This is a genomic window from Pontixanthobacter aestiaquae (assembly GCF_009827455.1).
Taxonomy (GTDB): domain Bacteria; phylum Pseudomonadota; class Alphaproteobacteria; order Sphingomonadales; family Sphingomonadaceae; genus Pontixanthobacter; species Pontixanthobacter aestiaquae.
Genome location: NZ_WTYZ01000001.1, coordinates 2,683,720 through 2,704,525 on the forward strand (window position 1 = coordinate 2,683,720; position 20,806 = coordinate 2,704,525).

The 20,806-nt window shown below is 57.1% G+C and carries 18 protein-coding genes and 1 tRNA gene; 8 read left to right on the plus strand and 11 right to left on the minus strand.

Annotated features, from left to right (window positions below; genetic code table 11):
- Positions 1 to 6: 6 nt before the first annotated feature.
- The gene (locus tag GRI35_RS12770) at positions 7 to 2,832 is read right to left on the minus strand and encodes a TonB-dependent receptor (protein ID WP_160614507.1); all 2,826 of its coding nucleotides are present in this window, start codon (positions 2,830 to 2,832) and stop codon (positions 7 to 9) included.
- A gap of 128 nt (positions 2,833 to 2,960) precedes the next feature.
- Between GRI35_RS12770 and GRI35_RS12775 the strand changes: the two genes are divergently transcribed.
- Complete coding sequence (locus GRI35_RS12775; RefSeq protein WP_160614508.1) at positions 2,961 to 4,646, plus strand: glycosyl hydrolase family 28-related protein; 1,686 nt, start codon at positions 2,961 to 2,963, stop codon at positions 4,644 to 4,646.
- A 28-nt stretch (positions 4,647 to 4,674) separates the two neighbouring features.
- Here the strand turns inward: GRI35_RS12775 and GRI35_RS12780 are convergent.
- Positions 4,675 to 4,764: transfer RNA gene (locus GRI35_RS12780), tRNA-Ser, on the minus strand.
- A 171-nt stretch (positions 4,765 to 4,935) separates the two neighbouring features.
- Between GRI35_RS12780 and hspQ the strand changes: the two genes are divergently transcribed.
- The gene (gene hspQ, locus GRI35_RS12785) at positions 4,936 to 5,316 is read left to right on the plus strand and encodes a heat shock protein HspQ (protein ID WP_160614509.1); all 381 of its coding nucleotides are present in this window, start codon (positions 4,936 to 4,938) and stop codon (positions 5,314 to 5,316) included.
- A gap of 17 nt (positions 5,317 to 5,333) precedes the next feature.
- Here the strand turns inward: hspQ and GRI35_RS12790 are convergent, their stop codons facing one another.
- The gene (locus GRI35_RS12790) at positions 5,334 to 6,200 is read right to left on the minus strand and encodes an ABC transporter permease (RefSeq protein WP_160614510.1); all 867 of its coding nucleotides are present in this window, start codon (positions 6,198 to 6,200) and stop codon (positions 5,334 to 5,336) included.
- 90 nt (positions 6,201 to 6,290) lie between these two features.
- Between GRI35_RS12790 and GRI35_RS12795 the strand changes: the two genes are divergently transcribed.
- From GRI35_RS12795 to GRI35_RS12820, 6 genes are all read left to right on the plus strand, one after another.
- Positions 6,291 to 6,989 (plus strand): GcrA family cell cycle regulator, encoded by a 699-nt coding sequence (locus GRI35_RS12795; protein WP_160614511.1) that lies wholly within the window; start codon positions 6,291 to 6,293, stop codon positions 6,987 to 6,989.
- 100 nt (positions 6,990 to 7,089) lie between these two features.
- Entirely contained in the window at positions 7,090 to 7,866 is a 777-nt protein-coding gene (modA, locus tag GRI35_RS12800) for a molybdate ABC transporter substrate-binding protein (protein ID WP_160614512.1), read from the plus strand.
- Positions 7,863 to 8,564 (plus strand): molybdate ABC transporter permease subunit, encoded by a 702-nt coding sequence (gene modB / locus GRI35_RS12805; RefSeq protein WP_160614513.1) that lies wholly within the window; start codon positions 7,863 to 7,865, stop codon positions 8,562 to 8,564. Before modA ends, modB begins: the two co-directional genes overlap by 4 nt.
- A complete protein-coding gene (locus GRI35_RS12810; RefSeq protein WP_160614514.1) occupies positions 8,554 to 9,174 on the plus strand; it encodes an ATP-binding cassette domain-containing protein in 621 nt (206 codons plus the stop codon). Before modB ends, GRI35_RS12810 begins: the two co-directional genes overlap by 11 nt.
- Positions 9,175 to 9,225: 51 nt before the next feature.
- Positions 9,226 to 9,750: a DUF1993 family protein gene (locus GRI35_RS12815; RefSeq protein WP_160614515.1), complete on the plus strand. Its 525-nt coding sequence runs from the start codon at positions 9,226 to 9,228 to the stop codon at positions 9,748 to 9,750.
- 57 nt (positions 9,751 to 9,807) lie between these two features.
- Complete coding sequence (locus GRI35_RS12820; protein ID WP_160614516.1) at positions 9,808 to 10,740, plus strand: DUF481 domain-containing protein; 933 nt, start codon at positions 9,808 to 9,810, stop codon at positions 10,738 to 10,740.
- Here GRI35_RS12820 and GRI35_RS12825 read toward each other — a convergent pair.
- From GRI35_RS12825 to GRI35_RS12860, 8 genes are all read right to left on the minus strand, one after another.
- On the minus strand, positions 10,737 to 11,420 hold the full coding sequence (locus GRI35_RS12825; RefSeq protein WP_290258101.1) for a DUF3142 domain-containing protein: 684 nt from the start codon (positions 11,418 to 11,420) through the stop codon (positions 10,737 to 10,739). The two genes, GRI35_RS12820 and GRI35_RS12825, sit on opposite strands and share 4 nt — an antisense overlap.
- Positions 11,421 to 11,466: 46 nt before the next feature.
- Positions 11,467 to 13,605, minus strand: coding sequence for a hypothetical protein (locus GRI35_RS12830; RefSeq protein WP_160614517.1), 2,139 nt, complete (start codon positions 13,603 to 13,605; stop codon positions 11,467 to 11,469).
- Between the two features lie 78 nt (positions 13,606 to 13,683).
- On the minus strand, positions 13,684 to 14,361 hold the full coding sequence (locus GRI35_RS12835; protein WP_160614518.1) for an MnmC family methyltransferase: 678 nt from the start codon (positions 14,359 to 14,361) through the stop codon (positions 13,684 to 13,686).
- A 9-nt stretch (positions 14,362 to 14,370) separates the two neighbouring features.
- Positions 14,371 to 15,420, minus strand: a complete 1,050-nt coding sequence (locus tag GRI35_RS12840; RefSeq protein ID WP_290258098.1) for a succinylglutamate desuccinylase/aspartoacylase family protein — start codon at positions 15,418 to 15,420, stop codon at positions 14,371 to 14,373.
- A gap of 111 nt (positions 15,421 to 15,531) precedes the next feature.
- On the minus strand, positions 15,532 to 17,835 hold the full coding sequence (pnp, locus tag GRI35_RS12845; protein ID WP_160614519.1) for a polyribonucleotide nucleotidyltransferase: 2,304 nt from the start codon (positions 17,833 to 17,835) through the stop codon (positions 15,532 to 15,534).
- A 168-nt stretch (positions 17,836 to 18,003) separates the two neighbouring features.
- Positions 18,004 to 18,273, minus strand: a complete 270-nt coding sequence (rpsO, locus tag GRI35_RS12850) for a 30S ribosomal protein S15 (RefSeq protein WP_160614520.1) — start codon at positions 18,271 to 18,273, stop codon at positions 18,004 to 18,006.
- 6 nt (positions 18,274 to 18,279) lie between these two features.
- Complete coding sequence (truB, locus tag GRI35_RS12855; protein WP_160614521.1) at positions 18,280 to 19,296, minus strand: tRNA pseudouridine(55) synthase TruB; 1,017 nt, start codon at positions 19,294 to 19,296, stop codon at positions 18,280 to 18,282.
- Positions 19,297 to 19,327: 31 nt separating this feature from the next.
- Positions 19,328 to 20,770, minus strand: coding sequence for an SLC5 family protein (locus GRI35_RS12860; protein ID WP_160614522.1), 1,443 nt, complete (start codon positions 20,768 to 20,770; stop codon positions 19,328 to 19,330).
- Positions 20,771 to 20,806 lie beyond the last annotated feature (36 nt).

Genomic DNA, 20,806 nt, shown 5'->3' on the forward strand with positions numbered 1-20,806 from the left:
AGGTCTTCAGAACCGGCCACGCAGGCCGAAGAAGAACCGGCGTCCGGAATAGTCCGCCTGTGCAAGGCTGTCACGCGTCGGGCGGTAGAAGATGTTCGGCTCGTCTAGAATGTTCAATACCTGGAACCGTGCCTGAACATTGTCGAGCACATTCACATTCAACGAAAAATCAAGAAAGCCCTGATCTTCGGTGAAACGGTTTGCGCTGGTCCGGAACGGCTTGAAATATTCCGAGCGCCATTTGTACGCAAGGCGGGTGCTGAACCAATCCTGTTCAAAGAACACAGTGGCGTTGGCAGAGTGCTTGGAATAGCCCGGAATGTTGGCCGGATCGGTGAATTCGGCAAGAGCATTGCCGCTCACCACGATCGGATCCTCGAATTCGAAATTGGAATCGGCGAAGTTGTAGCTCAGCTGGAAGCCAAGGCCGAAATCAAACTTGTGCTGGGCGTTGATTTCGAAGCCAAGCAGATGGCTTTTCTCGTTCGAATTCACCGTCCGCCCGATAATCACGTCCTGCGGCGTTCCGTCGACAATCAGCGTCAACGGTGTCACGTCGGTCCGGAAGCCGGTTTGCAGTTGCTTCGCATAGAGCGCAACGGCAACCGACGATGTTTTGGCTGCGTACCACTCAAACGAAATGTCCCCGTTCCACGATTCCAGTGGCATCAGAAACGGGTTGCCGCTTGCGCTGACGATGCTGCCCAGATCGCCCAGATCGGCCTCGTCGTCGAATGTCAGACCGGCCGACAGAGCCAGCTGATCGGGCCGTGCAATCGCGCGATAGGCGGCCAGACGCAGCAATTTGTCGTCGTCCACTTCAAACACGATGTTCGCGCTCGGGAGCCAGTTCCAGTAATTGTTGCGTTCTATGTTGATTGTTGGCGGACCGACCTCGGTGATCGTGATCGTCTGCGGATCAGGGCCCGGGCTTGTGACCAAATCGGAACTGATACCCACCGACGTTGTTTCGCTGCGGATACCGCGCAAACCGATATTGCCGCGCGCGGGCACGCCGAACATCATCGTATCGAAATTGGCCTGAACATAACCGGCGTAGGTTTTTTCCGTCACGTCGGTATCCTGCGAGGACAGGGTAGAGACACCCTGCGCGGGGACGCCGGCATCGCGGCTGCCGGTCAGCGCGGTAAACAATTCCTGCGCGTCCCAGATCGCAAATGTCAGGCCGCGAACATTTGTGTTGTCGTCACCCTCGAACAGGTCCTCGACCAGAAATCCATCGCGCCGTGCGGCGATGGCGCCGGCACTGGCGTATCCGCCCGCGACCAGACCAAGAGTGCTGTCGATACCATCATCCTGCACCCGGCGGCGGTCGGCAAAACGGAATCCGGCCTGAAAAGATTCGAAGAAACCTTCGGTCTCGTAAGTGGCGTCGAGACGCGCAGCAAAAATACCGTCATCGATATTTTCAAGGCGGCGGCGGGCGCGCGCTCCATTATTGTACAGATCATGATTGTCGAGATCGAATGTCAAACCGACATTATTCTCGACAGCCGACACATCGGTGAACGTCAAATTGGGAACATTGGTTCCGCGCCGATCAATCTCGTAGAGGACGCGGCTATTGGTGCGGATACGCATATCCAGCTCGTCCTGTCGCCGCTGCGTTTGCGAATAGGAGAAGTCCGCATTCAGCATCAGCGGGCCGGTGCTCCATTCTATATTCGCGCCCAGCCCGATATATTCTTCGGTCCGCTGGCGCCAGACCGACTGGTTTTCGAGCCGGGTTTCACCGCTCCATGCGAGCAAGGCCCCGGTTGGCGAGATTGCAATTGGCGCGATATCGCGGCGACCATCGGCAATCACCAGATTGGCCCGCTCCTCGATATCGTCGCGGTAGGAATACTGACCGTCCAGAGTCACTTCGAAATTGGGTGACGGCTTCATCTGGATCGTCGCCATAATCGCGTCGCGATCCGCTTGGGTCCGCATGGCGCGGTAAATGTATTGGTTGGACACGAAATATGTGTCGGACGCTCCGGTAGGATTGCCGGCCGCATCGGTGTCGTAATCGCAATTGTTGCTCTGATCGACGCCCTCGACCGTATTACACGGCCGATAGGTCGAACTGCTGGTAAAGATATCTTCGGGCGCGGTGTCGCGGCGCAATTGGCCGCCAATCGCGATACCCAGCTCTCCATCGCCGAGCTGGAACTGATCGACATAGGATGCGGTCAGGCGGTAGTTGAACGGTTGGCCATCGGTCACCCGGTCTTCATAATCGCTGTACCCTGCCAGCCCCTGAATCTGCAGCCGGCTTTTGCCGTAATCGAGCGGTTTGAGCGTTTGTAGTTCGATCAGCCCCGAGACGCCGCCTTCGATGAAACTGGCTTGCTGCGACTTGTAGACAATCGCGCCGTTAATAAGTTCGGACGGGAACTGACCGAAATTGACATCGCGGCCATCGCTGCCCGACGAAATTTCGCGTCCGTTGAGGAAGGATGCGCCAAGGAATGCACCGAGGCCACGTACGGAAAGCTCCGACGCGCCGCCTTTGAAGCGGTCCGACGTCACGCCGACCACGCGTTCGAGCGTTTCGGCGACCGACAAATCGGGCAGATCGCCCACATCGTCGCCGACGATCGCATCGCCGATGACAGACAGATTGCGCTTGGTTTCGAGAGAGTTTTCAATCGTCCGACCTATCTCGGCCGTCACCACGATCTCGTCTTCGTCCTCAGGCTCCGCATCGGCGTTCTGCGCATGGGCAATGCCCGGCATAGCGACGCACATCGCCGATGCGAGCAGGCCGAAACGAATGTTGGAAAAGCGCCGAACGGACGCCGCCATGGCTGTGTGTGATGTTGACATATTTCCTCCCAATCCGCGCATACCCGGCACGCGGCTCATTATTATGACACCGGTTACCTAATAATTGACACCGGTGCCATTGCAGGTCAATACCCTGTGTGAGAAAAAGATTCATGAGAGGCAATGTGATGACCAAAACTCACTATAACCGTTGGAAATATCAGATTTTATTGGCTTCTGCAGTGATGCTAACCAGCCACACTGCGATGGCCGATACGGGCAAAGTTCCTCAAATTCTGAACAAAGCCCAATCTACCGAAAAACCCTGGCTTCCAGATTTCTCGTACGCCGGATACGGCTTCGGAATTGAACCGATACCCGAAGTTTCAACCGTTATTGATGTGGCCGATTTCGGTGCTGTTCCGGATGACGGCAAAGACGATAGCGTGGCGTTGAAAGCCGCATTTGCGGCCGCGCATGAAACAGATCGCCCTGTGCGTGTACAAATGCATGCAGGACGCTATCGGCTAAGCGAGATCCTCTGGATTGAGAAGAGCGGGATTGTGCTTTCGGGCATGGGCATGGGGGATCGCGGGACCGAGCTATTCATGCCGCGACCGCTCAACCAGATCGATGATGGCGACGCTCTAACTGAGATCCGCGAATATTTGAAAGAGAACGACAAGTACGAACGACGCAAGAATGATAATCTGGACGTTCTTTTTTCAGAGTATAGCTGGAGTGCTGGGTTCATCTGGGCGCGCGTGCCAGACGGCCGACATGCAACCTATCTGGAGCGTTATGATCGCCCGATTGAGAAGGTTGCTGATCTCACAACCGGAAAACGGGGCTCAACAAGCATTCAGGTGGGGGATATATCCAACCTCAGCGTCGGCCAGGTTTTGCAGATCCACTGGCACAACCGCTTAGGGCCGGACGGACCTTTGATCCAATCTCTATACGGCGACACGAAAGAGAAGATCGGAAGCCGCCACTGGGAAATGCCAGATCGACCGTTGGTCCGTCAGGCAACTCGGATCGAGGCAATCGATGGTACGCGGGTGACAATCGCCGACCCCCTGCTTCATGACATTGACGAGCGTCTTCCCGCCTATTTCGCAAAGTGGGAACATCTCAGCGATGTCGGATTGCAGGATTTCTCCATGGTGTTTCCGGAAAGCCCCTATTTCGGTCACCACAATGAGGCCGGATACAACGGCATATACTTCACCGGCGTTCACAATGGTTGGATTCAAAATGTGCGGATCAAAGACGCAGATAGCGGTATTCTGACCGACGATCTTGCCAATGTGACCATCCGCAACGTCGTGACCGAAGGCGATCACAAAGCGCATTACAGCGTTCATGTCGGGAATGTTCACAATGTGTTGATCGACGCAGTCGAGGTGTTCAACCCGACCGTGCATACGTTCAGTTTCAACACGCTCGCCACCAAATCGGTCTACAAGAACTCGCAGGGCTGGAACGCACCAACGCTCGACCAACATGCCGGTGCAAATCACCAGAATCTCTACGACAATCTCACCGTGCACATCACGCCTGATCAAACATCGGACGACGGCAAGCCGATGTATGATCTCTATAAGGCAGGAGGTGCAGGATACTGGCTGCCGGGTCACGGGCGGTACAACACAATGTGGAACATCCGAATAGTTGCCAATGGCGGGGTCGCGCCCGATCAACCGCTCGTTATATTGGGCGCGTCGGAAGGGCCGGACGCACGAGTTATTGGCATGCATGGCAACCGGGAAATCGAACTCGACTACCGACCTACGCCGTACCAGGAAATGATAAACGCGCGCGTTTCCGCCGTCACCTCACTTTACGATTATCAGTTGAATGAGCGGCGCTGATTCCACATTTTCGCCTAAACGGGCTAAGTGGCGGAGAGACAGGGATTCGAACCCTGGGTACGGTTGCCCGCACAGTAGTTTTCGAGACTACCCCGTTCGACCACTCCGGCATCTCTCCGCATAGCGCAAAGCGTATTGAATACGCATAGCTTGGTCTGGGAAGGCGCGGTTAGCGGATGGGTTTTGGCTTGCCAACCCCTCATATTCCCCCACGCGCAATTGGGCGCACGGTGGACGTATTGGCGGCTACGCTTGTTTTGCAGGTGCGAAGGGCTATATTCTTGAAACTATGGAACGCACCGAGTTCTTTTCCGAGGCCGCAGGCCGCACTATCAATGTCCCCCGCCATGCAAAGGCGCGGTTTGGGATTGGCGATGTCGTGCGGCACCGGATGTTCGACTTTCGCGGAGTAATTTTCGATATCGACCCAGTCTTCGCAAATAGCGAGGAATGGTACGAGTCGATCCCGGAGCATATACGTCCGGACCGCGAGCAGCCCTACTACCATCTGCTGGCGGAGAACGATGAGTCTTCGTATGTCGCCTATGTCAGCCAGCAGAATTTGCTGAATGATTCGGACGGTGGTCCCGTGGGACATCCCAATGTCGCGGAATTGTTCGAGCAGTTTGCCGATGGCCGCTACAAGATGCGGCGCTCTTTGACCCATTAGGCGGTAACGCACTAGGTTTAGTCTTTCAGCTTCCAACCCGATTTGAGCACGCGGTACGTGATGACCGCGAGCACAAGGTTGAATACAGCCAGACCAATCGCGCTTTGCATGACGGCCCAGTCGGTATCACCGATGTCACTTTGGCCCAGAAAGCCGAAGCGGAAGCCCGATATCACGTAGAAAAACGGATTGAGGCGGCTGATGGCCTGAAATGCAGGCGCAAGATTGTCGATCACATAAAATGTACCTGACAGCAGTGAGAGCGGCGCCACGATGAAGTTGCTGATCGCCGCGTTGTGATCGAATTTCTCGGCCCAGATCGACGTCAGCAAACCAAGCAATGACAGCATGATCGCACCCATCAGACCGAACCAGACGATCGCCCAGACATGCGCTGGTGCGAGCGATACGCCCGGCCACAGAACCATCGCCAAAGCCACTGCCCCGCCAACCAGAATGCCGCGCGTCACCGCAGCCGCGATAATCCCCCCCATCAACTCGCCTTCCGAAAGAGGCGGCATCAGCAGATCGATGATCGTACCTTGGATTTTGCCCGCAAGCAGAGAAAAGCTGGAATTGGCAAAAGCGTTCTGCATCATCGCCATCACGATCAGGCCGGGCGCAACGAAGCTGGCGAAGGGGACACCCAGCACTTCACGCCCGGAACGCCCCAAAGCCACGCTAAAAATGACCAGAAACAGCAATGTTGTGACCGCCGGGGCCCAAATCGTCTGTGTCTGCACCTTTAAAAACCGGCGGACCTCCTTTATATAGAGGCTCCACAGACCAATGCGGTTGATGCCGGTGATAATCGGCTCCCCTCGCGGAGGAAAGGCATTGGGCGCAGCGCGTGTTTGCGATTGTTTCTGGGCTTGATCGGCCATGGGCTCGCGCCTAGGGCGATTGGCTTAGGCTGGCAAGCATCCACACGCTGCGATGCACGCCAAAATGACAAAGATATTGGAAGCACACGAATGAGTTGGACTGACGAACGGATCGCCACCCTAAAGAAATTGTGGGAAGGCGGATCGACCGCAAGCCAGATCGCCGAGGAACTGGGCGGCGTCAGCCGTAACGCCGTTATCGGCAAGGCGCACCGCCTTGGTCTGAAATCGCGCCCTTCTCCGGTGAAAGCCAAAGATAAAAAGAAAGCGGCTCCTGCCAAGAAGAAGGTAGCCCCGGCAAAACCAGCTATCCGCAAGCCCAAGGCGATTATGACGCCCAAGACGGCTGCAAACTCGCCCCCACGCCCGCCCAGCAATGCGGTCGAGCAAGCTGCACGTGCGGCAGGTGCGAATATCCCTTCGCAGCCAATTCCCAACAAAAGTACCGAGCTGCCCAAAATCGTCTCGGTCGGCCCCGGTGGCTTCTTGCGCCAAGGCCCAGGTGATCAGCAACCGCCGATCCCGCCCGCGCCGCCGCGCCGATTGGTTCCGGCCAAGCCGAGTCCGGAGATTGCCGATAAGACAAGCTTGCTCGATCTTTCGGACAAAGTATGTCGCTGGCCGATGGGTCATCCCGGCGAGCCTGATTTCCATTTCTGCGGCGCAGAAGTGAACCCGGGCTTCCCTTATTGCGTTGAGCACTGTGGACGGGCGTTCCAAGCACAGTTGCCGCGCGGTGCCCGCAGACCGCCCCCGCCCTTGCCGTTTGGCGGACCGCGGGTTCGTTAAGACAGAGCAATTCTAGTTTGGAAACGGCTCGCCAGAAATGGCGGGCCGTTTCCTATTGAGGTCTTGAAAGCGTGACCGGCTTCGCGCAACGCGTTGTGCGATGCCATCTAACCAGTTCATTCAGCGCATTCTCATTTTGCTCGGCGTGAGCCTGGTGCTGGCTGCCTGCGCTCCGTCTGGTCCGACAGGGCCTGTCATCTTTGCTGCTTCCAGCCTGCAGGCACCGTTGGACGAACTGGCTGAAAACTGGACATCGCTGGGCAATCGCGAGCCGGTTCTTTCTTACGCTTCCTCGACCGCGCTTGCGCGGCAGATAGAGAATGGCTCTCTGGCAGATCTCTACATCTCCGCCGACGAGCAATGGATCGACTATATCGTCACGGCAGGGAAGATCGATCCGGATGGCATAAGGACATTGGCGGGCAACAGCATTGTACTGGCTACGTCCCGTGATGGGCCCCATGCTAAGCTGTACGAAACAATACCAACGACGGCAGCAATATTGGAAGGCGTGACCGTCACCAGCGGCGATCCGGACTCCGTGCCACTCGGACGATATGCCAAAGAAATTTTGGTCGCTGAGGGTATCTGGGACGATATCGGACGGAGAATGATCCGGACATCGTCGTCTTCGGCGGCGCTACGGCTGGTGCTCTTGAAAGAAGCAGATTTCGGGGTTCTCTACGCCAGTGACGTGGAACGGCGCGATGATCTGGTGTCTTACCCGGCTTTCGCCAAAGGCCTGCACTCGCCAATACGTTATAAAGCGGTTCTGCTACCCAGCAGCGGACATCCCGAAGCGGGAGAATTTTTAGACTACATTGCGTCCGATGAAGCCGCTGCAGTGTTTGCCAAGTACGGCTTCACATTGCCATGATCGCCCCGCTCAGCAGTGCCGAGTGGGAGATCATCACCCTATCGCTGAAAGTGACAAGCGTAGCGGTTCTGCTGGCACTGCCGATTGCTTATGGGCTGGCATTGGTCCTCACAAGGAGCCGGTTTCCTGGGCGATTTCTGCTCGATGCACTGGTTCATCTACCGTTGGTCTTGCCCCCGGTAGTGACCGGCTATGTGCTGCTAATCCTATTCGGCCGCAACGGGCCTATCGGTAGCTTCCTGGAAAGCACTTTCGGTACTTCTCTGACGTTTCGATGGACTGGTGCCGCTCTAGCAGCAGCGGTTATGGCACTACCGCTAATGGTCCGCGCAATGCGGTTGTCTATCGAGGCAGTGGACCCGCGGTTGGTAGAGGCCGCCCATACCCTTGGCGCAAGCAGGTGGAGGACATTCGCAACAATCATCCTTCCGCTCAGTCTGCCGGGAATATTGGCTGGGGCGATACTCGGATTTGCGCGGTCGATTGGCGAATTTGGCGCGACGATCACGTTCGTTTCCAACATACCGGGCGAAACGCGCACGTTGCCCTTAGCAATCTATACCAGCCTGCAAGTACCTGGCACTGATATCGCCGTTGCCCGGCTAGTCGTGCTTGCGGTGATTATCTCTCTGGCTGCGCTGATCCTCAGCGAATGGCTGGTCCGCAGGGCAAGCGGAGGGCGCGCGCATGTCCTTTGATATTGCGGTCCGGAAATCGCTCGGCGATTGCTCTATCAATGTCGCCTTCCAGTCAGAGGCACCGCTGGTCGCCATCATCGGGCAATCGGGTGTTGGCAAGACCACGCTTCTAAACTGTATCGCTGGACTGCTGAAACCGGACACCGGACGGATTGCGGTTGAAGGAACAACGCTGTTCGATAGCAAGCAGCAAATCGACCTCCCGCCGAACCAGCGCAATTGCGGATACGTGTTTCAGGACAGCCGCTTGTTCCCGCACAAAACAGTCAAAGAGAACCTCTTATACGGCATGGGACGAAGCGACGGTAGTATCGCACTGTCGCTCGGTAATGCTGTCTCCCTGCTCGACATTGGCAGCCTTCTGGAGCGCAAGCCCGGCTCACTCTCCGGAGGAGAGACCCGCCGCGTCGCCATTGGCCGCGCCTTACTGTCCAACCCTAAATTCCTGCTGCTGGACGAACCGCTTGCCTCGCTCGATAACGCGCGCGCGGATCGAATAATCGAAACTATCGAACGCCTGCGCGACGAGTTGGCGATACCCATGCTTTATGTCAGTCACGACACGAACGAGGTCGCACGATTGACCGATACAGTGGTTACTCTGGACTAGATCAATCGGGTAGCGCTAGATCACGTCACATATCGAAACAGGAGTTCATCAATGCCGCTCACTCTCCACGCCGCCACAGTTCCAGCTTGGCTTCAGGTGATCGCTTCTACCCACGCTCTGGTCGACAAGGCAGAGGCGTGGTGCGACGAGAACGGCCATGACCATGGCGATATCCTAGATGCCTCGCTGGCCGAGAATATGTGGTCGTTCAATTGGCAGGTCAGCGCCGTATGGATGCACAGCGCACACGCTTTGGCGGCAGCGGAGAGCGGGATGTTCGAGCCGGACTTCTCGGCGGTGCCCGACAGTTTTGAGGCATGCCGCGCAAAGCTGGATACAGCGCGCGATTTCGCTAGCTCGGTAGATCCGCAAAGCCTTGAAGAATGGGCGGATAACAATCTGGACTTCGTGCTCGGCGGCACCACACGGATGAGCTTTACTGTACAGAATTTCCTGCTCAGTTTCAGCAATCCCAATTTCTACTTCCACGCAGCGGCAATCTACGACATTCTTCGCATGAAAGGCCTGGAGATCGGCAAGCGCGATTTCCTTGGTGCGGTCGCAATCAAGCAATAAAACTGCTTACATACGCGAGTCTAGCAATGCGGGCATCTGCACAGTAAACGCGCGCGGATGACCTATCTGACTCTCAAAAATGGCGCAGCAGCTGCAGCTCTACTCGCTCTCTTCTCGGCAGCCCCTGCAATGGCCGAATTGCCTGAACCCGTGCGCGCGATGATCGATGCTGCGATCGCCACCGGCGATGCCGACAAGGTCGCGACTGTTTTGGAACTGGCCAAGACCACCAACCCAGATGATACTGCGGAGATTGACGCGATCAGCGCAGAGTTCAATGCAGAGCAGCAGCAATTGGCCGCCGTAGAAGCTGCCGCGAAAGAGGCAGAAATCCGTTCGGCCGGACTGTTCGACAATTGGTCTGGCGAAGGCCAGATCGGCGCTTTCCGATCCACCGGAAACAGCAGCAATACCGGCATTACAGCAGGGCTCGAACTGACTCGCAGAGGTATCGATTGGCGGCATAAGCTGACCGGCCTTGCCGATTTTCAACGCACCAATGGCGTGACTACGCGTGAACAGTTTCTGGTCGCCTATGAGCCGAACTATCAGCTGAACGGCCGGATCTATGTCTACGGCCTTGGCCAGTATGAGCGTGACAGGTTTCAGGGCTTTTCATCGCGCATCTTGGCATCGGGCGGTGTCGGCTATCGTGCGATCGATACTGACAGCACGCAGCTATCCGTCAAAGCTGGCCCGGCCTATCGGAAGACGAGCTTTATCGGGGGCGGCAGCACCAGCAATATCGCTGGTCTCGCCGCGCTCGATTTCGATTGGCAGGTCGCCGAGCGGGTAAAGCTGACGCAGGATGCCAGCGCGCTGATCCAGTCGGGCAACAGCACCTATATCTCGACTACAGGGTTGGAAGCTGGACTGGGCGGCAATCTGTCGGCACGGATCGCTTATGCGGTTGAACATGACACCAACCCGCCTGCCGGTGCGGTGAAGACCGATACACTGACGCGCTTCACACTTATCTACGGATTCTAACGCGCGCCGCCGCGAAATTTCGGGGCAAGCAGGAAAACGACGTAGCCTTTGAAATACGGATCCCCGGCTAGGTGCTTGGGGGCAGTCCATTCGCCACCTTCGACCACAGCAACGCGGTACGGAATGTCGAGCCGCTCGGTCGCGCGCAGATATCGATCATAGTTGGGCAGCGTAGTGGTGTTCTGGTACGCTTGCACAACAATCTCGTCGAGCGCACTTGCCATTGCGGCCAGGCTTTCATCGGAAGCGTTGGCTTGCCAGTCCATCAGCCCCGTGGCCGATAATTGCAGATCGTTGGGCAGTTTGGTTTTCAGGTCTGCCAGAAACTCTGCATATCCGCGCAAGCCGCCGGTGCTGGAATCGAAATCGATCTGGACTCCGGTTAGTCCGCCACTCCCGTTCCAGCGTTCGGCTGCATCCAGCAATTGAGTATAAGCACTTTCGCTCCAGTCCAGTCTCTCTGCGCGCACCACCAGCCACAATTCCTGCGCTTGCCCGCGCGGCGGCGTTTGCAACAGCGGTACAATCTGTGCCGGATTGTCGAGACGCAATTCACCCCAGAGCAGATAGACCGCATCCGCGCCGCGCATCTGCTCTACCGGCTCCACCCCGGGCCACAGATAGAATGCATCATAATCCGCTGGATCGACACGTTCTGGCTGCGATACTATCTCGGACACTCCGCAAGCGGAAATCAATACCGCCAGCCACAATGCAATCGCAGCTCTACCAGTAATATTTGAGCTCCCGCGCCCAGAGGCTGTTCGGGTAATTTCGCTTGAGCTGATTAAACCAGCCTTCGCGAACCGGCTTTGCCACGCCCTCGCCGCCGCATGTGTTGTTGTTGCTCGGCGCGTAGCACCGCACGGCCCGATAGAGAGCATATGCGCGGTCATCGGCAGAGGCTGACCGGTCGGCCATGACAGCAGTGTACAGGTCATGGCGAAAAGTGGGTTTGCCCGAATAGAAAGACCGGCTTCCGATCACTTCGGGCGCATCCGGCGACTGATAGCGATTGCCAAATCCGAAATCGTCAAAGCCGTTCAAGCGATAGAACTCGCCCAGACAGAGCTTGCCTTTTGACTCCGTCGGCTCGCGGGCCAAAATACTAACGGTTTCCTCCAGCATCGGGCATGCAAATCCGTCAGCGAATTTTCCGTTGCGGAAAAGAGCCACAGGCGGATCGGGCTCGTCCAGCATGCCCCACAATCCGTAATATTCCTCAGGCAGAGTATAGTCCGCAGTCAGAGGATAGTCGCTCAGGAAGCCGCGATATTCGCCATACTGCAATTGCTTCCACAAAACCGTGAAAAGCGCAAAAGCCGGTTCGCCCTGCGGGGTCCCTTCTGCGCGAGCCTGCCGCTTTAGCAGCTCCGGTCCCGCCGACTTTCCGAGCAATATCCGGCGGATGCGCCCATCGGTGATCAGGCGATCTTCCGTGAACGCCGCGTCTAGCTTTCCGTTCTGTTCAAGCACACGCGCCAGCGCCAATTCAATCGCAGGTCGCTGCCAAATGCCTTGCGCACCGCCGATAAGCTCGCGCCAGAAGCCTTCCTCATTGCGGTCTCCCAGCGCATGCAGCGCCAACCCGCGCAAGTACTGGCGGCTGAACGCAAGCGGTGAATAGCTGTTTTGGCGCGCATCGTCGGGCAGCAAATCGCGCACGGCCTTATAGTCTTTCTCGACATAGAAGGCGTGATTGGCCTGCAGGAACGAGTAGAGTTCGGGGTTATCGGCAAAGGTAGTACCGGCTTCCTCCAGCTCTGCCTTGGTCAGCACACCTTGGGCCCCGTCCTGATCGTAAAAATGTCCTCCACTGCGCATCCGCAGCAACAGGTTTGTCGCGACAAACAATGGATCATCAAACGCACCGTCTGGATCGCGCATGATCAGCTTGTCATCGATCTCGCTCAGCAACTCCACAGTTGCGGCATCGTTCAGGTCCGCCTTGGCAAGCGTGGCCGAGTAGACCGAGCCCAGCCGTTTCCAGTCGCTTTGTAACCACAGGGCCTTGCGGATAAGGCCGCTTGCCGATGCAGAATAGCGCCCTTCGGGATAGGTTTTGAGATAGGCGCGGAACGCCGCTTCGGACTGCTTCGCAACACCGTGATCGACCTTCTTGAGCGGAAACCATCCCCAATCATCTTCGGCACTGGCAATCGCTTCATTGAGCAGGGTTCGCGCGATCATGTAGCGCGACGTTTCGGTGGCCCATTGATCGAAATCGGTTGCCGCGACAAGACCAAAATAGGTTTTGGCTCGTTGCCAATCGCCATCATAAAACGCCGCTGCGCCTTCAAGATAGGTCATAAACGCGAAGGGGCGATCTTTGATGCCGTTCGCACCGACATTGACGAAATAACCGCCATCGCGGCTGATGGCCGGAGGGTCGGGCCGATAATCGCACAGCTTACCCAGCCGTTCGCGCGATGCAGTGAGGATGGACTTGGCGTCAGGGTCCAACCCAGCGATGGAATCGAGCGCGGAGGTGAAAGACGCGGTGCCGCTTTCCAAGGTTTGGCAGCGCCCGCCATAGGCGCTCATCGCATCGCTGTTAGTGCTGGCGGGCTGGGGATACCACGCGTGGGCAAAGAAACCCCAGCGCAAGAAATTGCGACCGTAAAAACTGTCCCAACCCAGCGTCGGATAGTCGAGCCCTGCCCCGTTGTTCCCTGCACGATCCTGCAACAGCAGGAACAGGTTCACCCGCGTATCGTTGCCAGGAGCAATCGCGATCTGGCTGACGCAACCAAGGTCGGGGTTTTCGGGAGCCCATTCCGGTGTGCAATATGCGCCGCCCGCTACTACCGGCGTCGCCATCCAGCCAGCCAGAACTCCTGCAATTGCCAGAAACGCTTTGCGCATGGGATCCCCCCTCTCGCCATTTTACAACGAGCCGTACTGTCTCACATCAAAGCTGAATTTGGCAAGAACGGAAGTGGCCTATACGCGCGCGAACCAGATCGTATGGCGCGGGCCCTTATTGTTGGGGCGGGCACGAACTTCGCGGACCTCGACATCGAAGCCGTTCTTCTCAAGACGGCGGGTGAAGCGCGGATCCTGCGCGGCGGACCAGATCGACAGCACACCTCCCGGCGCCATTGCCTCCCCCATTTGGCGGAGCATGCGCGGCGAATAAAGCTTGTCATTCTCTTCCCGCACCAATCCGTCGGGGCCATTATCGACATCGAGCAGGATCGCGTCGAATTGCGGACGCATTCCGTCGGCAGCCTCGCCAATCGGATCGGCGACATCGGTGATTTCCAGCGACAGGCGCGGATCGGCGAGGCAATCGCCCGTGTGATGCGCCATCGGGCCTTGCGCCCATTCGATGATCTTGGGGACCAGCTCCGCCACAACCACCCGAGCATCCGGGCCAAGCCGTGCCAGCGCCGCACGCAGGGTAAAGCCCATTCCGTAACCGCCAATCAGCATGTTCGGCTTCGGTGCCGTCATCCGGTCGATAGTGAGCTCGGCCAGTTGCTCTTCCGAATATTGCATTCGGGTCGACATCAGCTCGTTGCGCTCAAGCGTAATCATATGGTCGCGGCCATGCGCAATCAGCTCCAGCGTCGCGCCGCCGGGTACCTCTGCGCTATCGATCAATTTACGTTCAAGCATTCGGGTTCGCTAGACGATTTCGTCTTCATCGAACAGACCATCGGCAAACACCGCTTCTTCGATATCGCTCAGCCGATCTTCGGCGGTGCCGGGGCGCTCGACCTCGGCGACATGCATCAATGCGTCGCCTTGATTAACGACCGGCAGATTGCTGCGCCCGATGATAATGCCTGCAATCGGTGCTTCAACGGCGATGTCGAGATCACCGAACGGGTCGGCCAGATATCCGACCGCCTCGCCCTTCTCGACAAAGGCGCCGCTGGCCTTGGTTGCGCGGAACATACCGCCCTCGGGCGCACGCACCCAAGTGGAACGGCGGCTCCGGACCGAAGTCGCGCCGGCCTTGCGCGGCAGTTTCACGCCCATATCGAGATGATGCATCACCCGCAGGATACCCTGCACCGCTACACGAATGCCAAGTTCATCAAAGCGCAGGGCCTCGCCAGCCTCGACCAGCAGCACATCGCAATCGTGATCGGCTGCGGTCTGGCGAAGCGAGCCCTCACGCAATTTCGAGACAATAATAGCCGGTGCACCGAAGATGGGGGCAAGTTCCTCGGCCTTGGACCGGTTCTCGCTGATCCGGACCTGCGGCAGATTCTCGCGGTGCAGTCCAGCAGTATGAATGTCGACGCCAATACTGCTGCGGGCGATGATCTCGGTCGTGAAGCAATGCGCCAATTGCGACGCGAGCGATCCTTTGGCATTCCCCGGGAAACACCGGTTCAGATCACGGCGATCAGGGAGATACCGCTGATGCGCAACGAAACCATATGCATTGACAATCGGGATGCACAGCAATGTTCCCGCAAGCCGCTTGGCCGAAACCGATTTGAGCAACCGTCGGACAACTTCGACGCCGATGATCTCGTCCCCATGGATGCTACCGCTGACAAATATCACGGGGCCCGGCTTCTTCCCGTGGATGACCCGCACGCGCATCGACACCTCCATATCGGTGGGCAGGCGGCTTACCGGAATATTAATCGTCTCGCTCGTTCCAGGAGCGATCGAGTGACCGGCAATTTCAAAATGAGCAACGGGTGCGGCTTTGGGCACGTACAGATACCTTAGATTTGCATGGGGTGAGCACTCATCTGCACTGCCCCCGTGCAAAAGAAAAGGGGCCGCGAATTCTCGCAGCCCCTTCCTATTGATATGAAGCGACGATCAGTCCTTGAGGAAGTCCGGCACGTGGGCTTCGCCACCGCCTGAACCGCCCCCGGAACCACCTTTATCGCCGCCGTCACGGTTTCCACCGCCACCACCACGAGGACCACGGCCACCGCCGCCGCCACGTGGACGACGATCACCACCGCCACCGCGTGGTTTATTTTCGCGTGGAGGACGCGTGTCTTCCAGCTCTTCGCCGGTTTCCTGATCAACAACGCGCATCGACAGACGGACTTTGCCGCGCTGGTCGATTTCGAGGACTTTGACTTTGACTTCTTGGCCTTCGCTCAGTTCGTCAGAGACTTTCTCTACACGCTCGTTTTTGATTTCGGACACGTGGACGAGACCGTCCTTGCCGCCCATGAAGTTCACGAACGCACCGAAATCGACAAGGTTCACAACCTTACCGTTGTAGATTTTGCCAACTTCGGCTTCTTCCACAATGCCTTCAATCCATGCTTTAGCAGCCGCGATCTGATCGCCGTCCGAAGACGAGATTTTGATCGTACCTTCGTCGTCGATGTCGACCTTGGCGCCGGTTTCAGCAACGATTTCACGGATGACTTTACCACCGGTACCAATGACGTCGCGGATCTTCGATTTGTCGATCTGCATCGTTTCGATACGTGGGGCGTGCTTGGACACTTCGCCGCGCGAGGCCCCGAGTGCTTCGCTCATTTTCCCAAGGATATGCGTCCGGCCTGCTTTCGCCTGCTCAAGCGCCTTGGTCATGATTTCCTGCGTGATGCCCGCAACTTTGATGTCCATCTGGAGGCTAGTGATGCCTTCTTCCGAACCGGCTACTTTGAAGTCCATGTCGCCGAGATGATCTTCATCACCCAGAATGTCGGACAGAACCGCAAACTCCTCGCCTTCGAGGATCAGGCCCATTGCGATGCCCGAAACGGCACGCTTTAGCGGAACACCTGCATCCATCATCGACAATGCACCGCCGCAAACCGTCGCCATCGAAGACGAGCCGTTGGACTCGGTGATGTCCGACAGAACACGGATTGTGTACGGGAAGTCTTCAACCGTTGGCAGAACCGGACGGAGCGCGCGGAATGCGAGCTTACCGTGGCCGGTTTCGCGGCGGCTTGTGAAGCCAAAGCGGCCCACTTCGCCGACCGAATAAGGCGGGAAGTTATAGTGCAGCATGAAGTTGGTGTACGACAGACCTTCAAGACCATCGATCATCTGCTCGGCGTCTTTGGTGCCCAGCGTAGTGGTACAAATCGCCTGCGTTTCACCGCGGGTGAACAGCGCCGAACCGTGGGTCCGTGGCAGAAGGCCGACCATCGCTTCGATAGGACGTACTTCGTCGAGCTTCCGCCCGTCGATGCGGGTGCCGTCTTTGATGATCGAGCCGCGAACGATGTCGCTTTCCAGCTTTTTCACCAGTTTCAGGCGGCCCATATATTCAGCCGGATCGCTTTCAGCCAAGTCAGCATAGTGATCGCGGGCCTTTTCACGGGCAGCGTTCACCGCATCCTGACGGGCCGATTTGTCGGTCAGCTTGTAAGCTGCTGCGATATCGTCACCGATAACGCCGCGCAGTTCTTCGAGGGCGGCTGATTTGTCTTCAACCTTGTCGAGTTCCCAAGGCTCTTTCGCCGCTTGCTCAGCGAGATCGATGATCGCGCCGATGACTTTACGGCTTTCTTCGTGAGCGAACATTACCGCGCCGAGCATTTGCTCTTCGGTCAGTTCTTTCGCTTCGGATTCAACCATCATCACTGCGTCTTGTGTCGCAGCAACAACCAGATCGAGATTTCCGTCTTCGCCGAGAGCGTCTGCGACGGTCGGGTTGAGGACGTATTCGCCATCATTGTTGAAGCCGACGCGCGCTGCGCCGATTGGACCCATGAAGGGCAGACCACTGATGGTCAGAGCGGCAGATGCTGCGATCATTGCAACGATATCCGGCTCGGTTTCGCCGTCATAAGACATGACCTGACAGATCACGTTGATTTCGTTGTAGAAACCTTCTGGGAACAGCGGACGGCACGGACGGTCGATCAGGCGGCTGGTCAGTGTTTCTTTTTCAGTCGCACGGCCTTCACGCTTGAAGAAGCCGCCCGGGATACGGCCAGCAGCCGAGAATTTTTCTTGATAGTGTACGGTCAATGGGAAGAAGTCTTGGCCTTCTTTGACCGATTTTGCGGCAGTCACGGCGCACAGCACCACGGTTTCGCCATAGGTGGCCAGAACAGCGCCGTCTGCTTGACGGGCAATCTGACCGGTTTCGAGAGTGAGGGTTTTTCCGCCCCATTCAATCGATACGGTTTTCTTGTCGAACATGTATTTTCCTTATGATCCCGCCAGCCACATTGCTGCGCGGGGCCTTCTATTTCCGGGAGAACCGGCCCGGGCCGGTGTGGAGCATCTTTGGCTCCGTTGGTCCCCAAGCCGAATTGCTTGGGATGCCAGATAGTGAAACGGCTCCCGATGGGAGCCGTTCCGAAACTCTTATTTACGCAGACCCAGTTTCTGGATCAGCTCGTTATAGCGCGCTACGTCGATCTTCTTGAGATAGGCAAGCAGGCTACGACGCTTATTGACCATCGTCAGCAGGCCGCGACGCGAATGGTTGTCCTTGTGGTTGGCCTTGAAGTGGTCGGTCAGGTTGCGAATGCGGGTCGTCAGGATGGCAACCTGTACTTCTGGCGAACCTGTATCGCCATCGGCTGTGCCGTATTCCTTGATTACGTCCTGCTTCTCTTTCGCACTGATAGTCATAGTCTTTTACTCCGCGACATCGTGAAGGTTGAACCCCCGGACGACTTTCGCCGAACCACCTACAAGCTCCACCAATGCAACCGGAATATTCCGGTACACGGCACAATAGAGCCCGTCTGCTTGGGGCTGCCCGGTTAAGACGCGGCCCTGGCGGACCGCTGCTGCCTGCTTGGACGTGAGATCAAGAGCCGGGATGTCGTCCAGCCCTGCCTCCAAAGGCAGTATTACGTCTTCAAGTGGCGCGCCCTTACCGATTTCATTCAATTTGTCTAGCGAAATCGCCTGATTTTCGAGGAAGGGCCCCGCCTTTGTGCGCCTCAGATAGGTAACGTGCCCAACGGTTCCGAGCGCCCGCGCGATATCACGTGCCAGAGAACGGATATAGGTGCCCTTGCTGACATGTGCGGTGAGGGTGATTGCATCAGCCAATTCAAGCGGTTCATGGCCGATTTCAGGATCGGGCCGCGTAGCGGTCGTCGCAAAAGTCGAATAGGGCAAATCATCGCCAGCAAAGTCCGAGCCGGATGTCAGCGAATGGATCGTGACACGGCGAGTCTTGAGCTCCACCTCCTCGCCAGCCCGCGCCAGATCATAGGCGCGTTTGCCGTCGACTTTCAGCGCTGAATATTTGGGCGGCACCTGATTTATTTCTCCGGTAAAGTGCTCGAGTATCGCCGAAATAGCGGCCAGTGGCGGGCGCTGGCTGGTGGTTTGAACAACCTCACCCTCGCTATCGAGCGTGCTGGTTTCCTCGCCAAACTGGACCGTAAATTCGTAGATCTTGCTGGCATCGAGCATTCTCCCCGCCAGCTTGGTCGCCTCGCCAAGCGCTATCGGTAAAACGCCTTCCGCCAGCGGATCGAGCGTTCCGCCATGCCCGACCTTGGTCTTGGCAAAGCCTGCTTCACGCAGATTGCGCTTCACCGCCGCAACCGCCTGCGTCGAACCAAGCCCGCGGGGTTTATCCAGCAATATCCAGCCGTTGGGAGCCGAAAATTTAGAGGGCAGTTTCGTATCGATCATGCCGCTCCGCTAGGCGGGAATTGTGATCGGCTCAAGCAGTGTTGCTTTTCCCAATCGCAAGTTCGGCGGTTTGGCCGAAGATCAGCTTGTTCATCACTAGCGATGTCAAAACCGACAATACCAGCGTGAAGAACATGCCGTGGATGTAATGCAGCGGCTGCCACACCATGCTGAAATAGGCGTAGAATGCCACGCCCGTCACAACTCCGATCATTGCCGCTCCAGCTTTCACATTGCGGAACGCCAAGCACACGATAAAGGCCGACAGAATCGGCATAGACAGCAGGCCGTATAGCTCCTGCACAGTGTTGATCAAGCTTTCCTGGCTGGCAAAAAACGGCACCAGCACCAGCGCCAGGATCGACATCGCAATTGAGACAATCGCGCTGAGTTTTACCACTGGCGGATCTTTGTCGACATAGGCCTCGTGAATGTCGCACACATACAGCGCGGCAGAAGCGTTCAGGATCGAATTGAAAGTCGTTAGCACAGCCGCCGCAATACCAGCCGCAAATGCGCCCGAGAGCCAGACCGGCAGAACATCACCGACGATACGCCCGTAAGCGGGGTCGCCAATATCGCCATACAGTTTGTAAGACACGATACCCGGGATCACGACAATTGCCGGCACGATAAGCAGGCGGATACCCGCCGCCGCCAGCACCCCCTTTTGCGCCTCTTTGATATTCGGCGCGGCCATTGCACGCTGCGTAATCGTCTGATTGGTCGACCAGTAAAACGTCTGGATAAAAATCATTCCAGTCAGTAACGTATGCCAAGGAATGGGGCTGTCATTATCGCCGATCAGCGTTAGCCGGTCCGCCGGTATACCCGACAAGTCGAAGTCGATCGCTTGCAGCGCGAGATAGACGACCAGAAGCGCGAGACCAAGGATCAGAACGCCGGAATAGGTGTCAGACACTGCGACCGCTCTGAGCCCGCCAAAAATCGCATAGCAAGCGCCGACGGTCGCCAGAATAATCGAGGTGATCATCAGGTTCTGAAGGCTGGTTTCGATGCCGGTCATCGAGAGCAGGAACAGCGAACCGCCATAGAGAATGGCAGGCAGGAAAATGAACAAATTGCCGAACAGGAACAGCACAGAAATCAGCGCGCGAATATGTTTGTCGCCATACTTTTTTTGGAGCAGCTCGGTCGTCGTCGTGCAGTTGTTCTTGTAGTAAACGGGCAGGAACACGAAACACAGAATCATTAGGCCCGCGACCGCTGCAAACTCCCACCATGCGAGCAATGCCATCTGGTTGCCATTCATGCCGATCAATTGATCGGTGGAGAGGTTTGTCAGCGTGATCGAACCCGCCACAAAGTACCAAGCCAGTCCGCCATTCGCGAGGAAGTAGTCCTTCTCGTCTGCGGCTTCGCCCTTACCCTTGCCGCGGCAATGCAAATAGGTCGCTAGCGCGATCAGTGCAGAGATTGCGACGAAAACCGCAATTTGGGCCGGGTTGTTCATGTATTCTATCCCTCTCGCTAGCCCGCTCTCTGTCGG

What these genes read in the sequence shown, in the direction of transcription:
- hspQ (WP_160614509.1), top strand. Translation starts at nt 4,936, where the DNA reads ATGGAACGCACCGAGTTCTTTTCCGAGGCCGCAGGCCGCACTATCAAT.
- GRI35_RS12835 (WP_160614518.1), bottom strand. Translation starts at nt 14,361, where the DNA reads ATGCTTGAACGTAAATTGATCGATAGCGCAGAGGTACCCGGCGGCGCG.
- GRI35_RS12830 (WP_160614517.1), bottom strand. Translation starts at nt 13,605, where the DNA reads ATGCGCAAAGCGTTTCTGGCAATTGCAGGAGTTCTGGCTGGCTGGATG.
- GRI35_RS12775 (WP_160614508.1), top strand. Translation starts at nt 2,961, where the DNA reads ATGACCAAAACTCACTATAACCGTTGGAAATATCAGATTTTATTGGCT.
- GRI35_RS12810 (WP_160614514.1), top strand. Translation starts at nt 8,554, where the DNA reads ATGTCCTTTGATATTGCGGTCCGGAAATCGCTCGGCGATTGCTCTATC.
- rpsO (WP_160614520.1), bottom strand. Translation starts at nt 18,273, where the DNA reads ATGACTATCAGTGCGAAAGAGAAGCAGGACGTAATCAAGGAATACGGC.
- GRI35_RS12815 (WP_160614515.1), top strand. Translation starts at nt 9,226, where the DNA reads ATGCCGCTCACTCTCCACGCCGCCACAGTTCCAGCTTGGCTTCAGGTG.
- modA (WP_160614512.1), top strand. Translation starts at nt 7,090, where the DNA reads ATGCCATCTAACCAGTTCATTCAGCGCATTCTCATTTTGCTCGGCGTG.
- GRI35_RS12770 (WP_160614507.1), bottom strand. Translation starts at nt 2,832, where the DNA reads ATGTCAACATCACACACAGCCATGGCGGCGTCCGTTCGGCGCTTTTCC.
- pnp (WP_160614519.1), bottom strand. Translation starts at nt 17,835, where the DNA reads ATGTTCGACAAGAAAACCGTATCGATTGAATGGGGCGGAAAAACCCTC.
- truB (WP_160614521.1), bottom strand. Translation starts at nt 19,296, where the DNA reads ATGATCGATACGAAACTGCCCTCTAAATTTTCGGCTCCCAACGGCTGG.
- GRI35_RS12820 (WP_160614516.1), top strand. Translation starts at nt 9,808, where the DNA reads ATGACCTATCTGACTCTCAAAAATGGCGCAGCAGCTGCAGCTCTACTC.
- GRI35_RS12860 (WP_160614522.1), bottom strand. Translation starts at nt 20,770, where the DNA reads ATGAACAACCCGGCCCAAATTGCGGTTTTCGTCGCAATCTCTGCACTG.
- GRI35_RS12795 (WP_160614511.1), top strand. Translation starts at nt 6,291, where the DNA reads ATGAGTTGGACTGACGAACGGATCGCCACCCTAAAGAAATTGTGGGAA.
- GRI35_RS12790 (WP_160614510.1), bottom strand. Translation starts at nt 6,200, where the DNA reads ATGGCCGATCAAGCCCAGAAACAATCGCAAACACGCGCTGCGCCCAAT.
- modB (WP_160614513.1), top strand. Translation starts at nt 7,863, where the DNA reads ATGATCGCCCCGCTCAGCAGTGCCGAGTGGGAGATCATCACCCTATCG.